Below are 15,883 nucleotides of genomic sequence, written 5' to 3' on the forward strand. Positions count from 1 at the left end.
CGCAAGGGCGGGGAGTGAACAGGGCATGGAGACCACACGGCAGTCCGGTGAGCCGGGAGCGGGCGAGCGCCGGCGGCGGGAGCTGCTGGAGGCCGCCGACCGGGTCGTCCTCAGGGACGGCCCCAAAGCGTCCATGAACGCCATCGCGGCGGAAGCGGGGATCACCAAGCCCATCCTCTACCGCCACTTCGGCGACAAGGCGGGCCTCTACCAGGCCCTGGCCGTCCGGCACACGGACGCCCTGCTCGACTCGCTGCGCGCGGCGCTGGACGCACCCGCCGAACGGCGCAGCCGGGTGGAGGCCACCCTCGACACCTACCTCGCCGCGATCGAGGCCCGCCCCCAGGTCTACCGCTTCCTCATGCACCCGGCCGAGGACTCCCAGGCCCCCGAGCGCGGCTTCGACGTCGGCCTGCACTCGGCCCCGCTGCTGCGCCGCCTCGGCGAGGAACTGGCCCAGGTGATCGGCGAACGCGTGGACCTGGGCCCCGGCGGCGAACGCCTGGCCCGGGTCTGGGGGCACGGCATCGTCGGCATGATGCACGCGGCGGGCGACTGGTGGCTCGGCGAACGCCCCTGCGAACGCGCGGAACTCGTCAGCGCCCTCACCGACCTCCTGTGGGGCCGCCTGGCCACAGCCGGCAACCGAGCGGACGGCCCGGGCTTCTGAGCCCACCCGGTCACATCCGGCGCCGCCGGGCCAAGTTCAGCCCCGCCGGCCGTCCGGAGGCTAGTCGCGCAGCGCCGCCGCGCCCCAGTCCGTCTTGCGGATGGCCCTGCGCAGGCGGCGGGCCCGCAGCCCGGTCACCCGGTCCGCGTACACCACACCGGCCAGGTGATCGCACTCGTGCTGCAGGCACCGCGCGAAGAACCCCGTCCCGGAGATCCGTACGGCCGCGCCGTCCGAGGTGACCCCCTCCACCACCGCGCTGTCGTAACGGAGCGTTCCCGCCTCCAGCCCCGGCAGGGACAGGCAGCCCTCGGGCCCGAGGAACTCGTCCCCGTCGGCCGACACCAGGCGCGGGTTGACGATGTGCCCGACGTGGCGGACGTCCTCGTCGTCGGGGCAGTCGTATACGAACACCCGCTGCCCGACACCGATCTGGTTCGCGGCGAGGCCGACACCCTGGGCGGCGTACATCGTCGCGAACATGTCCTCGATGAGCCGGTCGAGGGCCGGGCCGAACTCGGTGACCTCCGCGCAAGCGGAATGGAGCACCGGGTCGCCCAGGAGGCTCATGGTGCGGACGATGCCGGAGGTACCGGGGAGGGGGCGCTGTCGCATGGCCGTAAGCCTACGACGGGCGACTATATGAGGAGATCTTCGGCAGACCGGGGGCGCCGCGGTCGGGGCGCGGGCAGGTCATGGATAGGCTGGGGGCGACCGACGCAAGGAGGACAAGGGACGATGGCAGGCAACACAGAGCCGCTTTCGCCGCGGGCCAAGCTGGCCGTGACGGCGGGCAAGGCCGCAGCGGCGGTGTCGCGGGCCGCGGGACGCGGAAGCGGATCGGTGATCGGAGGCAAGGTCGCGCTCAAGCTCGACCCCGATCTCCTCGGCGCGCTGGCGCAGCATCTCGACGTCGTCCTCGTCTCGGCGACGAACGGCAAGACCACGACGACCCGGCTCATCGCCGAGGCCCTGCGGGCCAGCGGGCCGGTCGTCTCGAACGCCCTGGGCGCCAACATGCCCGCGGGCATCACCTCCGCCCTGGCGGGCGGCTCGGACGCCCGCTACGGCGTCATCGAGGTGGACGAGAAGTACCTGGCCGGAGTGGCCCGGGACGTCACCCCCAAGGTGATCGCCCTGCTGAACCTCTCCCGCGACCAACTGGACCGCGCCGCCGAGACCCGCATGCTCGCGGAGAAGTGGCGCGAGGGCCTCTCGGGCTCCAAGGCCGTCGTCGTCGCGAACGCGGACGACCCGCTGATCGTGTGGGCGGCCTCCTCCTCGCAGAACGTGGTGTGGGTCGCGGCCGGCCAGGAGTGGAAGGACGACGCCTGGTCGTGCCCCTCCTGCGGTGGCGTCATGCAGCGTCCGGGCGACGACTGGTTCTGCGCCGAGTGCGGTTTCCGCCGTCCCACCCCGAGCTGGGTGCTCTCCGGTGACCACGTGCTCGACCCGCACGGCAGCGCCTGGCCGATCAGCCTCCAGCTCCCGGGCCGCGCCAACAAGGCGAACGCGGCCACCTCGGCCGCGGTGGCCGCCGTCTTCGGCGTCCCGCCGCAGGTGGCGCTGGAGCGGATGTACCAGGTGCAGGCCGTCGCCGGACGCTACGACGTGGTGAGCTTCCAGGGCCGCGAACTGCGCCTGCTGCTCGCGAAGAACCCGGCCGGCTGGCTGGAGACCTTCTCCCTGATCGACCCGCCGCCGACCCCGGTGATCCTGTCGGTGAACGCCCGCGGCGCGGACGGCACCGACACCTCCTGGCTGTGGGACGTGGACTACCCGCGCCTGGCCGGCCACCCGATCTTCGTGATCGGCGACCGCAAGCTGGACCTCGCGGTCCGCCTGGAAGTCGCGGGCCTGGACTTCCGCGTGTGCGAGACCCTCGACGAGGCCGTGCAGCTGGCGCCGCCCGGGCAGATCGAGCTGATCGCCAACTACACCGCCTTCCAGGACGTGCGCCGCCGCGTCGGCAACTAGTACCCATAAGGACAAGAGCATGAGCGACAACAGCCTGCGTCTGGTGTGGATCTACCCCGACCTGCTCAGCACGTACGGAGACCAGGGCAACGCCCTGGTCGTCGAGCGCCGGGCCCGCCGGCGCGGCCTGGACGTACAGCGCGTGGACGTGCGCAGCGACCAGCCGATCCCGACCTCGGGCGACATCTACCTGATCGGCGGCGGCGAGGACCGGCCGCAGCGACTGGCCGCGGAGCGCCTGCTGCGCGACGGCGGCCTGGAGCGCGCCGTCTCCAACGGAGCGATCGTCTTCTCCGTCTGCGCCGGCTACCAGATCCTGGGCCAGGAGTTCGTCAACGACGTCGGCGAGCGCCAGCAGGGCCTCGGCCTGCTGGACGTGGTGACCGTGCGCGGCGAGGGCGAGCGGTGCGTCGGCGACGTGCTGGCGGACATCGACCCGCGGCTCGGGCTGCCGCAGCTGACCGGCTTCGAGAACCACCAGGGCGTCACGCACCTCGGCCCGACGGCCAGGCCGTTCGCCCACACCCGGCTCGGCCGGGGCAACGGCACCGGTGACGGCACCGAAGGCGCGTACAACGACACGGTGTTCGGCACGTACATGCACGGTCCCGTGATGGCGCGCAACCCGCAGATCGCGGACCTGCTGCTGAAGCTGGCCCTCGACGTGAACGCGCTGCCGCCCATCGACGACCGCTGGTACGAGGCGCTGCGCGCCGAGCGCATCGCGGCGGCCACGCAGCCCGCGTAGCCGCACCGCCAGCGGCACCACCGGCACCACCGGCACCGCCGATACCCGGCGTTCGGCCCGGATTCCCCTCGGGGCATCCGGGCCGACGTGTTTTCGTACGACTGATCTGACCAGCATGTGGAGGATGGTTCAGTCCACCCTCGATCCGCTTGTAGGGTGCTGGGTAGTTCCAACCGGACGACGTGGTCCGGTCGTCGGCCCACGTTGCAAAGGTCCTCCCTGCCATGCGCATAGGTGTGCTCACTTCCGGAGGCGACTGCCCCGGGCTCAACGCCGTCATCCGCTCCGTCGTGCACCGCGCCGTCGTCGACCACGGAGACGAGGTCATCGGTTTCCACGACGGCTGGCGCGGCCTCCTGGAGTGCGACTACCGCAAGCTCGACCTGGACGCCGTGAGCGGCATCCTGGCCCGTGGCGGAACGATTCTGGGTTCCTCCCGGGTCCAGCCCGCCCATCTGCGCGACGGCGTGGAGCGGGCCCGCGGCCACGTCGCCGATCTCGGCCTGGACGCCATCATCCCGATCGGCGGCGAAGGCACCCTGAAGGCCGCGAACCTGCTCTCGCAGGGCGGCCTGCCGATCGTCGGCGTCCCCAAGACGATCGACAACGACATCGCCTCCACCGACGTCACCTTCGGCTTCGACACCGCCGTCGGGGTCGCCACCGAGGCGCTGGACCGGCTGAAGACCACCGCGGAGTCCCACCAGCGCGTGATGGTCGTCGAGGTCATGGGCCGCCACACCGGGTGGATCGCCCTGCACTCGGGCATGGCGGCCGGCGCGCACGCGATCGTCGTACCGGAGCGCCCCTTCGACATCGAGGAGCTGACGGCGATCGTCGGCGAACGCTTCCAGCAGGGCAAGCGCTTCGCGATCGTCGTGGTCGCCGAGGGCGCCAAGCCCGCCGCGGGCAGCTCGATGGCCCTCGAGGAGGGCGGCACCGACATGTACGGCCACGAGCGGTTCGCCGGCATCGGCAACCGCCTCGCCGTCGAGCTGGAGGAGCGCCTCGGCAAGGAGGCCCGGCCGGTCATCCTGGGCCACGTCCAGCGCGGCGGCACCCCCACGGCGTACGACCGCGTCCTGGCGACCCGCTTCGGCTGGCACGCCGTGGAGGCCGCCCACCGGGGCGAGTTCGGGATGCTCACGGCCCTGCGCGGCACGGACATCGTCATGGTCCCGCTCGACGAGGCGGTCCAGACCCTGAAGACGGTCCCGTCCGAGCGCTACGACGAGGCACAGAACGTGCTGTGATCTTTCCCCTTTTCCGCGTGTCACTCCCGTAATGGCCGCCCCCGGACGATTTCCCGTCCGGGGGCGGCATTACTGTGGTGGGGCACCACGGGTCAAGGGAGTGAAGAGATTGAGTTACCTCGCGCACGACGGCATGGACATGCACGACATGGACCTGCCGCCCTTCACCCTCGGGCGCGGGCTGGAGTTCTCCTTCGACGCCTTCTTCCTCATCGGCTCGCTCCTCGGCCTCGCGCTGTACGGGTGGGGCGTGGTGCGGCTGCGCCGGCGCGGGGACGCCTGGCCGGTCGGGCGGACGGTCGCCTTCACCATCGGCGTGCTGAGCGTGGCCCTGGTGATGTGCACCAAGCTGAACGACTACGGCATGGTCATGTTCAGCGTGCACATGGTCCAGCACATGGTGATCAGCATGCTCAGCCCGATCCTGCTGCTGCTGGGCGCGCCCGTGACGCTGGCCCTGCGCGCGCTGCCGCCCGCGGCCCGCGGTCACAAGGGGCCGCGCGAGCTGCTGCTGATGCTCCTGCACAGCCGGTACATGAAGGTGATCACCCATCCGGTGTTCACCATCCCGATGTTCATCGCCAGCCTCTACGGGCTGTACTTCACCCCGCTCTTCGACTTCCTCATGGGCTCGAAGACCGGCCACATCGCGATGATGGTGCACTTCCTCGCCGTCGGCCTCGTCTTCTTCTGGCCGATCATGGGCGTGGACCCGGGCCCGCACCGCCCCGGCTACGTGATGCGGATGCTGGAGCTGTTCGCCGGAATGCCCTTCCACGCCTTCTTCGGCATCGCGCTGATGATGGGCAGCGAGCCGATGATCAAGACGTACGCGAACCCGCCCGCCTCCCTCGGCATCGACCCCCTGCTCGACCAGCAGTGGGGCGGCGGCATCGCCTGGGCCTTCAGCGAGATCCCCTCGGTGCTGGTGCTGATCGCGCTGGTCTACCAGTGGTACCACTCGGAACAGCGGGCCGCGAAGCGCTCCGACCGGTCCGAGGACCGCAACGGGGACCAGGAGCTGGCGGCCTACAACTCGTATCTCGCCTCGCTCCAAGCGCGTGGCCAGTAGCGCGGGACCACCTTCAGGCGCCACCATGGGGCATGACCGGATCCGTGAAGGCGATGGCAGTGATGACCTTCGCCTCTCTGGTGGCGATCGCCACGTATTCCGTGGCCCTGGGAAGCAACGGCTGGCTGTGGTTCGGCTGGGTCGTGCTGGGGCTGCTCACCGCGGGAATGGCGGCCACGGGCGGTGCGTGAGCCGCCGCCCCCTCCACCCCCTCGCGAGCCGTCCGTAGGATGTCCGTGACCACGGGACGTCGACGGGAGCCGCTTGGTGTTCTACCACTTGCTCAAGCACGTGATCCTGGGACCGCTGCTGCGGCTCCTGTTCCGGCCCCGCATCGAAGGACTGGAGAACATCCCGGAGGACGGGGCCGCGATCATCGCGGGCAACCACCTGTCGTTCTCGGACCATTTCCTGATGCCCGCGATCCTCAAACGGCGCATCACCTTCCTCGCCAAGGCCGAGTACTTCACCGGACCGGGCGTGAAGGGACGGCTCACCGCCGCCTTCTTCCGCAGCGCCGGACAGATCCCGGTCGACCGGTCCGGTAAGGACGCCGGTCAGGCGGCGCTCCGCGAGGGACTCGGGGTGCTGTCCAAGGGAGAGCTGCTCGGCATCTACCCGGAGGGCACCCGCTCGCACGACGGGCGGCTCTACAAGGGCAAGGTCGGCGTCGCGGCGATGGCACTCGGCGCCGAAGTGCCCGTCGTCCCGTGCGCGATGGTCGGGACCTTCGAGATCCAGCCGCCCGGGCAGAAGATCCCCAAGATCCGCCGGGTCACGATCCGCTTCGGCCGGCCGCTGGACTTCTCCCGGTACGCGGGGATGGAGGGCGAGCGGGCCGTGCTGCGGGCCATCACCGACGAGATCATGTACGAGGTCCTCGCCCTGTCCGGCCAGGAGTACGTGGACCGGTACGCCGCCGAGGTCAAGGCGGAGGAAGAGGAAGCGCGGAAGAAGGCCCGGCGCAGGTTGCGCTGAGCCCTCTCCCGTGCGGTGTGGAGCTGTTCCCGCCCGGTCCGGCTAGCGGACGGCCGGGAGCTCGTCGATCGCCCGCTGGTCGGCGGCCGGGGCCGGCGCGAGCAGCTTGGCGGCGACGGGGGCCGGGGCCACCGGGGTGGCGTGCGGATCGCACGTCACGTTCCGGGCGTCCACCTTGCCGGTGAGCAGGTAGGTGTCCACCCGGGTGTTGATGCAGGGGTTCACCAGGTTGGTGACACCGTGCGAGCCGGCGCCCTTCTCGGTGATGAGCCGCGAGCCGGCGAGCCGCTGGTTCAGCGAGACCCCGCCCTTGTACGGCGTGGCCGCGTCCCGCTCGGCCTGGACGATCAGCACCGGAGGCAGGCCGCGGTGAGCGCCGACCCCGACCTCGATCGCGTGGTGCTGCTTGGACTTCCAGGTGGCGCAGGGCAGGTTCATCCACGCGTTGGCCCAGGTCATGAAGGGGTACTGGGCGTGCAGCTTGGAGTTGTCCCGGTCCCACTTGGACCAGCTGGTGGGCCACTTGGCGTCGGCGCACTCGACGGCGGTGTAGACGGCGTTGCTGTTCTCGGCCGAGGCGTTGCCCTGGATGTCGCTCATGTCGGGGGCGATGGCGTCGATCAGCGCCTGCTCGTCACCGGCGGCGTACGCGGCCCAGGTCTGGGCGACGGGCACCCAGGAGGAGTCGTAGTACGGGGCGCTCTGGAAGAAGCCGATCAGCTCGGCCGGGCCGACGATCCCGCCGAGCGGGTTGGCCTTGGCCTTGGCGCGCAGCTCCAGCCACTTGGCCTCGACCGCGGCGCGGGTGGTACCGAGGTGGAAGGAGGCGTCGTTCTTGGCGACCCAGTCCTCCCAGTCGTTCCAGCGCATCTGGAAGGCGACGTCCTGGCCGAGGTTGGCCTCGTACCAGATGTTGTCGCGGGACGGGTCGACCACGCTGTCCGCGATCATGCGGCGCACGTGCGTCGGGAACAGGGTCGCGTAGACCCCGGCGATGTAGGTGCCGTAGGAGACGCCGAGGAAGTTCAGCTTCTTCTCGCCGAGGGCGGCACGGATGACGTCCAGGTCACGCGCGACGTTCGGCGTGGTCATGAACGGCAGCATCTCGCCGCTGCGCTCCTTGCAGCCGTCCGCGTATTCCTCGGCGAGCTTGCGCTGGGCGTCCTTGTCGGCCTTGCTGCCCGGCACCGGGTCGGCCTTGGGGGCCTTGACGTACTCCTGTGGGTCGATGCAGGAGATCGGCGCGGAGTGGCCGACGCCGCGCGGGTCGAAGCCCACAAAGTCGTACGCCTTCGCGGTGTTGACCCACAGCGGGCTCTTGGTGGTGATCCGGCGGGGGAAGCGCATGCCGGAGCCGCCGGGGCCGCCGGGGTTGTAGACGAGCGCGCCCTGGCGCTCTTCCTTGGTGCCGGTGCTGACGGCGCGGTCGACCGCGAGGTCGATCGTCTTGCCGAAGGGCTTGCTGTAGTCGAGCGGGACCTTCACGAAGCCGCACTGGATGGGCGCCGCGAATCCCCAGTCGGGCGGGCAGTCCTTCCAGTCGATCCCGGCGCGCGCCGCGCGGGCGGCGGCGATCTGGGTGCCGAACGCCTCGGCGATCGGGTTGTCGCGGCCGGAGGGGCCGGACGAGAAGGTGGAGGAGGCCGACGCCGACGGGGCGAGCAGCAGGCTCGCCGCCAGCGTGCCGGTGACCAGAGTTGCGGCGCTCCCCAGCACCGCGTTGCGTATCACGTGGTTGTTCCCCCTGCGTCATCTGCCGCCGTGGGCGGCGTGGTTCGTGCCGGTGTGAATGTGCGTCGGCATCTGCAGGGGATACTTCCGCCTGACCGGGAGCGGGCGACAGAGCACGGGGCCGTTCTTTGCCAACCCGATATCCGGAAATGCGTGTACCGCTGAGCGGTGTCGGGTTCGTCCCGGGTTCGGCGGCCGTCTGCCGTGGCGGCCGCCCGGGTTCACCAACCGTAGGTGGCGCAGGCGGAGTCGAGCAGTTCGCGGAGCCGCAGTGCGTCCGGGGCCAGGGCCGTGACCAGGACGGCCGGACCAGCCAGCGGCGTGATGGCGGCGAACTCCCCCAGCATCCCGGCCTGCGGCGGGGCCTTCGCGAACTCCGGGTCCACCACCAGCAGCTGGCCCAGTGCCCGGTGGCCCGCGAGTCCCCCCGGACCGTCCCAGCCGCCGGGCGCGCCGGGTCCGCAGGCCACCTCCTGGTCCAGCAGCGGGCGCCCGTCCCGGGTCACGGTGAGCCGGGACCGCAGCAGGCCCGGAGCCTCCCCGGTGCGGCCGAGCACCTGCTCCTCGCGCAGCAGGAGCCGGGCGGTGGGGGCGAGTTCGGCGCGGGTGCGGACCCGCAGGTCGCTGCCGCGCACCGAGACCAGGGGCTCCGGCAGCCAGCGCACCGCCGCCCCGGCCCCGAGCCGGAGCCGTACGTCGTACCGCGCCGGTTCCCCGTTCCGGCCGGGGAGCGCCAGGGTGGCCGCCGCCGAGCGGAGCACCAGCCGGGCGCCCGCTCCTGCGGTGGCTTCGACCGTGAGGTGGTCCCCGCCCAGGGGAGCGCTCATGGCGCCGACCAGCATGACGCCCGCCTCCCCTGGCCCGCCCCGGGTGCGGCGCAGGGCGAGCGGCCCCTCCCCGGCCAGCAGCGGCAGGGCGGTGGAGCCCCGGCCGTCGGCGGCGGCGCCGATCCGGGCGGTGGCGCGCAGGCCGGCCGGAGCGGGGGCCGGGGGGCGGGCGGGGTGCACCACGCCCGTCGCCGTGGGGACGCGTGCGGGGATCACCGTAGGGCTCACCGCGGGGCTCACCGGGCGGTCCAGGCGGCGATCCGCTCGCGCACCCAGGCGGCCACCGGGCCCACGCCCTCCCCGCCGCGCAGGGACTGGAAGGCGACGGGCAGTTCGCCGCGCTGCGCGGCGGCGTCGAGGGCCATCCGGTCCAGGTCCGAGCCCACGTGCGGGGCGAGGTCGGTCTTGTTGACGACGAGCAGGTCGGCGGTGGTGACGCCGGGGCCGCCCTTGCGCGGGATGTCGTCGCCGCCGGCCACGTCGATGACGAAGATCTGGGCGTCGACGAGCCCCCTGGAGAAGGTGGCGGTGAGGTTGTCTCCGCCGGACTCGACGAGGATCAGGTCGAGCCGCCCGTGCCCGTGGAAGGCCTCCTCCAGCTCCTCCACGGCCTCCAGGTTGGCGGAGATGTCGTCGCGGATGGCGGTGTGCGGGCAGGCCCCGGTTTCCACGGCGCTGATCCGCTCGGGCGGCAGGACGGCTTCGCGGAGCAGGAACTCCGCGTCCTCGCGGGTGTAGATGTCGTTGGTGACCACGGCCATGGACAGCTCCGCGCGCAGGGCCCGGCAGAGGGCGGCGACGGTGGCGGTCTTCCCGGAGCCCACGGGCCCGCCGAGGCCGATGCGCAGGGCCCGGCGGGTCCCGTCCGCCCGCAGCGGCTCGGCGCTGTGGGTGTGGCGGTGCGGGAAGGTCACACCGCCGAGGGAGTGGTCGAGGTGCATGGCAGGTCTCCTTGAGCTGGGGCAGGGGGATGCGGGGGCGTGCGGGGCGGGGCGCCGGAGGGATGAGGGATCAGGAGGCGAACAGCCGTACCGGCCAGTCGGCATGGGCCTGCGCCGCGATGTCCAGCAGCGGCGAGGAGGCCGCGGGCAGGGTCTGCGTACCGCCGGTGCGGGCCCGCAGCGCGGCCCGCTCCGCGCGGCGGGACACGGAGTCCAGCTCGGGTGCGAGCCCGGCCAGGACCCGGCTCGCCTCGAAGGGGTCCAGGCCGAGCAGCCGTACGGTGGCGGTGGCCGGCCCGCTCACGCTCTCGTACGCGGCCACGTGCGCGGCGTCGAGCGGCCCGAGCCCGGCCGACCGGGCCGTCACGCCGAGCACCACGGGCTGGTGCGCCCCGCGCGGGAACGCGGCGGCCAGCGCGTCCAGTTCCGCGCCGGGCCAGGTGGCGCGGGCGGCGCGCATCAGCTGGCGCCCGAGCCGCCGGGCGCAGGCGCGCAGCGCGGGCGACGGGGTCCGGGCGTCGGCGGCCTCGTCGAGGGCCGCCGGGTCGATCCCGAGGGCGGCCGCCGCGGCGAGCCCGGCCGCGACGAGCCCGGCGGTGTGCAGCCGGCCCCGGCAGAACTCCGCCAGGGTGGCGGCGTCGTGGATCCGGCCCGCCTTGCAGGCGGCCTCGGCCCCGCCGGAATGGGCGTGCCCTCCGGCGGGGAAGCGGCCGTCGGCGAGGACGAGGAGGGTGGCGAGGCTCATCGGACGGGGCCCCTTCCCATCAGAGGGTTCCCATCAGAAGAGGAAATAGCGCTGGGCCATGGGCAGTTCCGCCGCCGGGGCCGGTTCCACCACCTCGCCGTCGATGGTGACGGTGAAGGTGTCGGCGTCGACTTCCACCCTCGGCATGGCATCGTTGTTGCGCATGTCCGCCTTGGTCACCTTGCGGGTGCTCTCGATGGCGACGAACTCCTTGCCGAGTCCGAGCCGTTCGGGCAGTCCGTCGTCGAGGGCCGCCTGGGCGGTGAAGTTGACCGAGTTGAGCCCGGGGGCCCGCCCGTAGGCCCCGAACATCGGGCGCGGCAGGACCGGCTGCGGGGTGGGGATGGAGGCGTTGGCATCGCCCATCTGCGCGTAGGCTATCTGGCCGCCCTTGATGACCAGTTCGGGTTTGACCCCGAAGAAGGCGGGCTTCCACAGCACGAGGTCGGCGAGTTTGCCGGTCTCGACGGAGCCGATCTCGCGGGCCAGGCCCTGGGCGACGGCGGGGTTGATCGTGTATTTGGCGACGTAGCGCCGGGCCCGGTGGTTGTCGGCGGGTCCGTCGCCGGGCAGGGAGCCGCGCCGCTTCTTCATCACGTGGGCGGTCTGCCAGGTGCGCAGGATCACCTCGCCGACGCGGCCCATGGCCTGGGCGTCGGAGGAGATGATCGAGATGGCTCCGAGGTCGTGCAGGACGTCCTCGGCGGCGATGGTGGAGGGCCGGATCCGGGACTCGGCGAAGGCCAGGTCCTCGGGGACGGCGGGGTTGAGGTGGTGGCAGACCATCAGCATGTCGAGGTGTTCCTCGACGGTGTTGACGGTGTGCGGCCGGGTCGGGTTGGTGGAGCTGGGCAGGATGTTCGGCTCGGAGACCACGGTGATGATGTCGGGAGCGTGCCCGCCGCCCGCGCCTTCGGTGTGGTACGAGTGGATGGTCCGTCCGCCGATGGCGGCGAGGGTGTCGGCGACGAACCCGGCCTCGTTGAGGGTGTCGGTGTGGATGGCGGCCTGGGCGCCGGTCTCCTCGCAGACGGTGAGGCAGGCGTCGATGACGGCGGGGGTGGATCCCCAGTCCTCGTGGAGCTTGAAGCCGAGTGCTCCGCCGCGCAGTTGGGAGTACATGCCCTCGCGGGACATGGTGTTTCCCTTGCCGAGCAGGCCGATGTTGACGGGGTGGGCCTCCAGCGCGGCGAACATCCGGGCCAGGTGCCAGGGTCCGGGGGTGACGGTGGTGGCCTTGGTGCCCTCGGCGGGGCCGGTGCCGCCGCCGACGAGGGTGGTGATGCCGGAGGCGAGGGCCTCCTCGATCACGGTCGGGGAGATGAAGTGCACGTGGGCGTCGACGGCACCCGCCGTGAGGATCTTCCCGTTGCCCGCGATGATCTCCGTCTCGGGGCCGATCACCAGTGCGCGGTCGACGCCGTCCATGGTGTCGGGGTTGCCCGCCTTGCCGATGCCGCAGATCCGGCCGTCACGGATGCCCACGTCGGCCTTGACGATGCCCCAGTGGTCGAGGATGACCACCCCGGTGATGACGGTGTCGGCGGCGCCCTCGGCGCGGGTGGTGCGGGCCTGGCCCATGGATTCGCGGATGACCTTGCCGCCGCCGAAGACGGCCTCGTCGCCGGCCCGGCCGGGGCCGCCGCCGAGGTCCTGCTCGATCTCGACGAACAGGTCGGTGTCGGCGAGGCGGATGCGGTCGCCGGTGGTGGGCCCGAACAGGTCGGCGTAGACCTGGCGCGATATCTCAGCCATCGAGCGGCCCTCCGGTCTCCCCGCGCAGTCCCGGCACGGTGCGCAGCCCGGCCAGCGGTACGAGGGTCACGGCGACCGGGATGCCCGGCTCGAAGCGGACCGCGGTGCCCGCGGCGATGTCGAGGCGCAGTCCGTGGGCGGCGCGGCGGTCGAAATCGAGGCCGGGGTTGGCCTCGGCGAAGTGGTAGTGCGAGCCGACCTGGACGGGCCGGTCGGCGGCGTTGAGCACGGTGAGTCGGGTGACGGGCCGGCCTTCGTTGAGGCGCACCGGGCCGTCCCCGTAGACGATTTCGCCGGGGATCATGCGGGACTCGCTCTCAGACGATGGGGTCGTGGACGGTGACGAGCTTGGTGCCGTCGGGGAAGGTCGCCTCGACCTGGACGTCGTGGATCATCTCGGGTATCCCCTCCATGACCTCCTCACGGGAGAGCACGGTCCGCCCGGAGGCCATCAGCTCGGCCACCGTGCGCCCGTCGCGGGCTCCTTCGAGGATGTGTGCGGTGATCAGGGCTATCACCTCGGGATGGTTGAGGAGCACGCCCCGCGCCTTGCGTCTCTCGGCCACGTCGGCGGCGACGTGGATGAGCAGTCTTTCCTGCTCGTGGGGGGTCAGCTGCACAGCAATCACCAAGCTTCCGGGACATGATCAACGTCGCGCCGAGCCGACCTTATGGGCCGTCAACACTTTGTTGACCTGCGCATATCCGAGCCAAGCGTGTCTTGCCCAACACAGGGAAAGGCTTTCCGTCCCGCCCACCGCCGCTTTGCCGGCCCATGGGTCACCATTGGCGGAAGGAACGTGGCCGTCACGCTAAGGGCCGCGCTTTTCCGCTGAGTTAACCCACGTTTCGAGCAGGTACCCGGTTCAACTCCGGGCGTCGCACAGCTCGGTTCCGTATACGGAGCCGTCCACAAGGAGCCGCATGTTCGTCAATCCCGTCCGCCACATCACCTTCGACGCGCAGGAGCCGTACCGGCTGGCGCAGTTCTGGTCCGCAGTGACCGGTTTCCCCATCCACCCCGACGACCAGCCGGACGACGACGAGATCCTGCTGGACCCGGGTCAGCCGGGCGTGCCCGGGGTGCTCTTCGTCCGGGTGCCCGAGGGGAAGTCCGCGAAGAACCGGGTCCACTTGGACATCCAGCCCGTGACGGGAACCCGCGACGAGAACGTCGAGCGTCTGATAGCGCTCGGCGCGAAGCTGCAGGGTGACCACCGCCGGGAGGGTGGCATGGGCTGGGTCACCCTGACCGACCCCGAGGGCAACGAGCTGTGCATCGAGCGCAGCGTGTCGGAGCGCGCCGGAGCCTGAGCGGCCTCAACAGCCGGTGGCGGTCCGCGCCGGAGCGCCGGCGGCCGTGGCCGTCCAGGGCAGGGCGATCCACACGGTCTTGCCGCCGTCCTCGGTCGGACTGACCGAGAGCCGGCCGCCCGCCTCCGCGGCGAGCCAGCGGATGATGACCATCCCCCGGCCGTTGTCCTGCTGGACGGCGGCCGGGAGCCGCTTGGGCCAGCGCGGGTGGCTGTCGGTGACCCCGATGCGGAGCCACTCCTCGCGCTCCAGGCGGATCTCCACGGTGAAGGTCGGCGACTGGCCGAAGGTGTGCTGCACGGAGTTGGTGGCCAGTTCCGAGACGATGAGCCGGATGCTGTCGGCGGCCTCGGTCCCCTCGGACAGTCCCCACTCGCCCAGCACGTCCGCCACGTAGCGGCGGGCGGCCGCGACCGAGGCGGGATCGCTCGGCAGAGTGACGGATGCTTCCTGATGATCTGCCATGGCGACGGTCCCTTTCCCACCGGGGCGAAGCCGCCCCGGATCTGTGCTGGACGCCAGAGTGCCACCCATCGTCCCGCCGTTTCCGCAGATCCCTCAAGATATGCATATATCTGTCGCTCAATGCGGTGAACTCTGCTACGGAAGAGCGTATTTGGACGGCAGACTGGTGCGAGCTGTGCCGGTGGAAGGAGGCGGGTGTGCAGCATGGTCCCGCAGTGCGCCGACGCAAGCTCGGCGAGGAACTGCGTGCCCTTCGCGACCGGACGGGACTCACCAGCGGTGAGGCGGCCCGGCTGGCGGGATGGCACCAGTCGAAGATCAGCCGTATCGAGACGGGGCGCAGCGGCGTCAAGGTGGAGGACATCCGGCTGCTGCTCGACGTCTACGGGGAGGACGTCGTGAGCGCGCAGCAGCGCGCCCTGCTGGAGGCCCTCTCGGCCTCGGCGGCGGGCCCGGCCCCGGACGCCGAGACCGGGCGCGGCCGTCAGTGGTGGCACGACTACCGGGGGCTGCTGCCGCAGGAGTACCGGGACTTCATCAGTCTGGAGGCGGGCGCCCGGTCGGCCCGCACCGTCGAGCTGTCCGTGGTGCCGGGACTGCTCCAGACCCCGGAGTACGCGCGCGCCGTGACCCGGGCCGCGCTGGGCGGGCTGCCGGAGCCGAAGGTGGACGCGCTGGTCGACGTACGGCTGGCACGTCAGTCCGTACTGCGGGCCGATCCGCCGCTGGAGCTGAGCGCGGTGCTGGACGAGGCGGTCCTGCGGCGCACGATCGGCGGGACGGGGGTGATGGAGGAACAGTTGAGGCACCTGGTGGAGGTGGCGCGTTTGCCCCAAGTGCGGCTTCAGGTACTGCCGTTCAGCGTGGGGGGACATCTCGGCCTCACCGGACCGTTCGTCATTTTCTCATTTCCGAACATCGCCGATCTGGATGTGGTGGTACTCGACCATTTGACGAGTAGCCTCTATCTGGAGCGGAAGGAAGACCTTGAGGCGTACAGCGCCGCGTTCCGCACCATCCAGGCGCACGCCCTCCCGCCCCGCGATTCGTCGGATCTCATCAGCGCCCTCGCTGACGACGCGTAAGGAGGCACCTCCGTGTCCGCAACCCCCTTATCCACAGGCGGACTTCTGAACAGCGCGCGGTGGCGGCGAAGCAGCCGCAGCACCGGAATGAACAACTGCGTGGAAACGGCCGTCCTCGGCGGCGGTCTGCTCGCCGTCCGCGACTCCAAGCGGACGGACGGCCCGGCCGTGCTCTTCACCGGGCCGGCCTGGGACGGCTTCCTCGTCTCCGTTCGTGCGGATCTCGAGACGTAGGCAAGGCGCGCGCATGACGTCGGGCAAGCCGTAAGGCCAGGGCGTCAGGCAAGGCGCGGGAACGCCGGAGCGCCCGTACCGGCTCCGT

19 protein-coding genes are annotated in these 15,883 nt (G+C 71.5%); 10 read left to right on the top strand and 9 right to left on the bottom strand.

Translation table 11 applies throughout. The features are described from left to right. Nucleotides 1–25: 25 nt before the first annotated feature. Nucleotides 26–670: a TetR family transcriptional regulator gene (locus OG247_RS07900; protein WP_327251568.1), complete on the top strand. Its 645-nt coding sequence runs from the start codon at nucleotides 26–28 to the stop codon at nucleotides 668–670. A 60-nt stretch (nucleotides 671–730) separates the two neighbouring features. On the opposite strand, the gene def is transcribed toward OG247_RS07900, so the two are convergent. After that, nucleotides 731–1,285 carry a peptide deformylase gene (gene def, locus OG247_RS07905; protein ID WP_327251569.1) on the bottom strand — a complete coding sequence of 185 codons (555 nt, stop codon included), beginning with the start codon at nucleotides 1,283–1,285 and terminating at the stop codon, nucleotides 731–733. Between the two features lie 123 nt (nucleotides 1,286–1,408). On the opposite strand from def, the gene OG247_RS07910 reads away from it, so the two are divergent. The 6 genes from OG247_RS07910 to OG247_RS07935 all read left to right on the top strand — a co-directional run bounded on the left by OG247_RS07910 (nucleotide 1,409) and on the right by OG247_RS07935 (nucleotide 6,698). After that, nucleotides 1,409–2,647: a MurT ligase domain-containing protein gene (locus tag OG247_RS07910; protein WP_327251570.1), complete on the top strand. Its 1,239-nt coding sequence runs from the start codon at nucleotides 1,409–1,411 to the stop codon at nucleotides 2,645–2,647. 19 nt (nucleotides 2,648–2,666) lie between these two features. After that, the gene (locus OG247_RS07915) at nucleotides 2,667–3,395 is read left to right on the top strand and encodes a type 1 glutamine amidotransferase (RefSeq protein ID WP_327251571.1); all 729 of its coding nucleotides are present in this window, start codon (nucleotides 2,667–2,669) and stop codon (nucleotides 3,393–3,395) included. A gap of 224 nt (nucleotides 3,396–3,619) precedes the next feature. Further along, entirely contained in the window at nucleotides 3,620–4,648 is a 1,029-nt protein-coding gene (locus OG247_RS07920) for a 6-phosphofructokinase (RefSeq protein ID WP_327251572.1), read from the top strand. Between the two features lie 133 nt (nucleotides 4,649–4,781). Next, entirely contained in the window at nucleotides 4,782–5,720 is a 939-nt protein-coding gene (locus OG247_RS07925) for a cytochrome c oxidase assembly protein (protein ID WP_327257377.1), read from the top strand. Nucleotides 5,721–5,752: 32 nt separating this feature from the next. After that, the gene (locus tag OG247_RS07930) at nucleotides 5,753–5,911 is read left to right on the top strand and encodes a hypothetical protein (protein ID WP_327251573.1); all 159 of its coding nucleotides are present in this window, start codon (nucleotides 5,753–5,755) and stop codon (nucleotides 5,909–5,911) included. Between the two features lie 76 nt (nucleotides 5,912–5,987). Next, nucleotides 5,988–6,698 carry a lysophospholipid acyltransferase family protein gene (locus OG247_RS07935; RefSeq protein WP_327251574.1) on the top strand — a complete coding sequence of 237 codons (711 nt, stop codon included), beginning with the start codon at nucleotides 5,988–5,990 and terminating at the stop codon, nucleotides 6,696–6,698. Between the two features lie 42 nt (nucleotides 6,699–6,740). Here the strand turns inward: OG247_RS07935 and OG247_RS07940 are convergent, their stop codons facing one another. The 7 genes from OG247_RS07940 to OG247_RS07970 all read right to left on the bottom strand — a co-directional run bounded on the left by OG247_RS07940 (nucleotide 6,741) and on the right by OG247_RS07970 (nucleotide 13,317). Then, a complete protein-coding gene (locus OG247_RS07940) occupies nucleotides 6,741–8,429 on the bottom strand; it encodes an alpha/beta hydrolase (RefSeq protein ID WP_327251575.1) in 1,689 nt (562 codons plus the stop codon). Between the two features lie 221 nt (nucleotides 8,430–8,650). Then, nucleotides 8,651–9,436: an urease accessory protein UreD gene (locus OG247_RS07945; RefSeq protein ID WP_442813587.1), complete on the bottom strand. Its 786-nt coding sequence runs from the start codon at nucleotides 9,434–9,436 to the stop codon at nucleotides 8,651–8,653. 56 nt (nucleotides 9,437–9,492) lie between these two features. After that, on the bottom strand, nucleotides 9,493–10,197 hold the full coding sequence (gene ureG, locus OG247_RS07950) for an urease accessory protein UreG (protein WP_327251576.1): 705 nt from the start codon (nucleotides 10,195–10,197) through the stop codon (nucleotides 9,493–9,495). A 70-nt stretch (nucleotides 10,198–10,267) separates the two neighbouring features. Continuing rightward, nucleotides 10,268–10,942, bottom strand: coding sequence for an urease accessory protein UreF (locus OG247_RS07955; RefSeq protein WP_327251577.1), 675 nt, complete (start codon nucleotides 10,940–10,942; stop codon nucleotides 10,268–10,270). Between the two features lie 33 nt (nucleotides 10,943–10,975). Next, complete coding sequence (locus OG247_RS07960) at nucleotides 10,976–12,697, bottom strand: urease subunit alpha (protein ID WP_327251578.1); 1,722 nt, start codon at nucleotides 12,695–12,697, stop codon at nucleotides 10,976–10,978. Then, nucleotides 12,690–13,001, bottom strand: coding sequence for an urease subunit beta (locus tag OG247_RS07965; protein ID WP_327251579.1), 312 nt, complete (start codon nucleotides 12,999–13,001; stop codon nucleotides 12,690–12,692). Before OG247_RS07965 ends, OG247_RS07960 begins: the two co-directional genes overlap by 8 nt. A 13-nt stretch (nucleotides 13,002–13,014) precedes the next feature. After that, nucleotides 13,015–13,317, bottom strand: a complete 303-nt coding sequence (locus OG247_RS07970) for an urease subunit gamma (RefSeq protein WP_266876111.1) — start codon at nucleotides 13,315–13,317, stop codon at nucleotides 13,015–13,017. A gap of 304 nt (nucleotides 13,318–13,621) precedes the next feature. Here OG247_RS07970 and OG247_RS07975 point away from each other — a divergent pair, with 304 nt between their 5' ends. After that, a complete protein-coding gene (locus OG247_RS07975) occupies nucleotides 13,622–14,011 on the top strand; it encodes a VOC family protein (RefSeq protein ID WP_327251580.1) in 390 nt (129 codons plus the stop codon). A 6-nt stretch (nucleotides 14,012–14,017) separates the two neighbouring features. Here OG247_RS07975 and OG247_RS07980 read toward each other — a convergent pair whose 3' ends face one another. Beyond that, entirely contained in the window at nucleotides 14,018–14,476 is a 459-nt protein-coding gene (locus OG247_RS07980; protein WP_327251581.1) for an ATP-binding protein, read from the bottom strand. Nucleotides 14,477–14,673: 197 nt separating this feature from the next. Between OG247_RS07980 and OG247_RS07985 the strand changes: the two genes are divergently transcribed. Both OG247_RS07985 and OG247_RS07990 read left to right on the top strand, forming a co-directional pair. Beyond that, nucleotides 14,674–15,561, top strand: coding sequence for a helix-turn-helix domain-containing protein (locus OG247_RS07985; protein ID WP_327251582.1), 888 nt, complete (start codon nucleotides 14,674–14,676; stop codon nucleotides 15,559–15,561). 12 nt (nucleotides 15,562–15,573) lie between these two features. Beyond that, nucleotides 15,574–15,795, top strand: a complete 222-nt coding sequence (locus OG247_RS07990; RefSeq protein WP_243339618.1) for a DUF397 domain-containing protein — start codon at nucleotides 15,574–15,576, stop codon at nucleotides 15,793–15,795. The last annotated feature ends 88 nt before the right edge of the window (nucleotides 15,796–15,883 follow it).

It is taken from the genome of Streptomyces sp. NBC_01244, assembly GCF_035987325.1.
Taxonomy (GTDB): Bacteria; Actinomycetota; Actinomycetes; order Streptomycetales; family Streptomycetaceae; genus Streptomyces.

Coding starts and splice junctions, on each gene's coding strand:
- def (WP_327251569.1), bottom strand. CDS start 1,285: ATGCGACAGCGCCCCCTCCCCGGTACCTCCGGCATCGTCCGCACCATG.
- ureG (WP_327251576.1), bottom strand. CDS start 10,197: ATGCACCTCGACCACTCCCTCGGCGGTGTGACCTTCCCGCACCGCCAC.
- OG247_RS07955 (WP_327251577.1), bottom strand. CDS start 10,942: ATGAGCCTCGCCACCCTCCTCGTCCTCGCCGACGGCCGCTTCCCCGCC.
- OG247_RS07900 (WP_327251568.1), top strand. CDS start 26: ATGGAGACCACACGGCAGTCCGGTGAGCCGGGAGCGGGCGAGCGCCGG.
- OG247_RS07910 (WP_327251570.1), top strand. CDS start 1,409: ATGGCAGGCAACACAGAGCCGCTTTCGCCGCGGGCCAAGCTGGCCGTG.
- OG247_RS07960 (WP_327251578.1), bottom strand. CDS start 12,697: ATGGCTGAGATATCGCGCCAGGTCTACGCCGACCTGTTCGGGCCCACC.
- OG247_RS07925 (WP_327257377.1), top strand. CDS start 4,782: ATGGACATGCACGACATGGACCTGCCGCCCTTCACCCTCGGGCGCGGG.
- OG247_RS07920 (WP_327251572.1), top strand. CDS start 3,620: ATGCGCATAGGTGTGCTCACTTCCGGAGGCGACTGCCCCGGGCTCAAC.
- OG247_RS07965 (WP_327251579.1), bottom strand. CDS start 13,001: ATGATCCCCGGCGAAATCGTCTACGGGGACGGCCCGGTGCGCCTCAAC.
- OG247_RS07980 (WP_327251581.1), bottom strand. CDS start 14,476: ATGGCAGATCATCAGGAAGCATCCGTCACTCTGCCGAGCGATCCCGCC.
- OG247_RS07975 (WP_327251580.1), top strand. CDS start 13,622: ATGTTCGTCAATCCCGTCCGCCACATCACCTTCGACGCGCAGGAGCCG.
- OG247_RS07915 (WP_327251571.1), top strand. CDS start 2,667: ATGAGCGACAACAGCCTGCGTCTGGTGTGGATCTACCCCGACCTGCTC.
- OG247_RS07930 (WP_327251573.1), top strand. CDS start 5,753: ATGACCGGATCCGTGAAGGCGATGGCAGTGATGACCTTCGCCTCTCTG.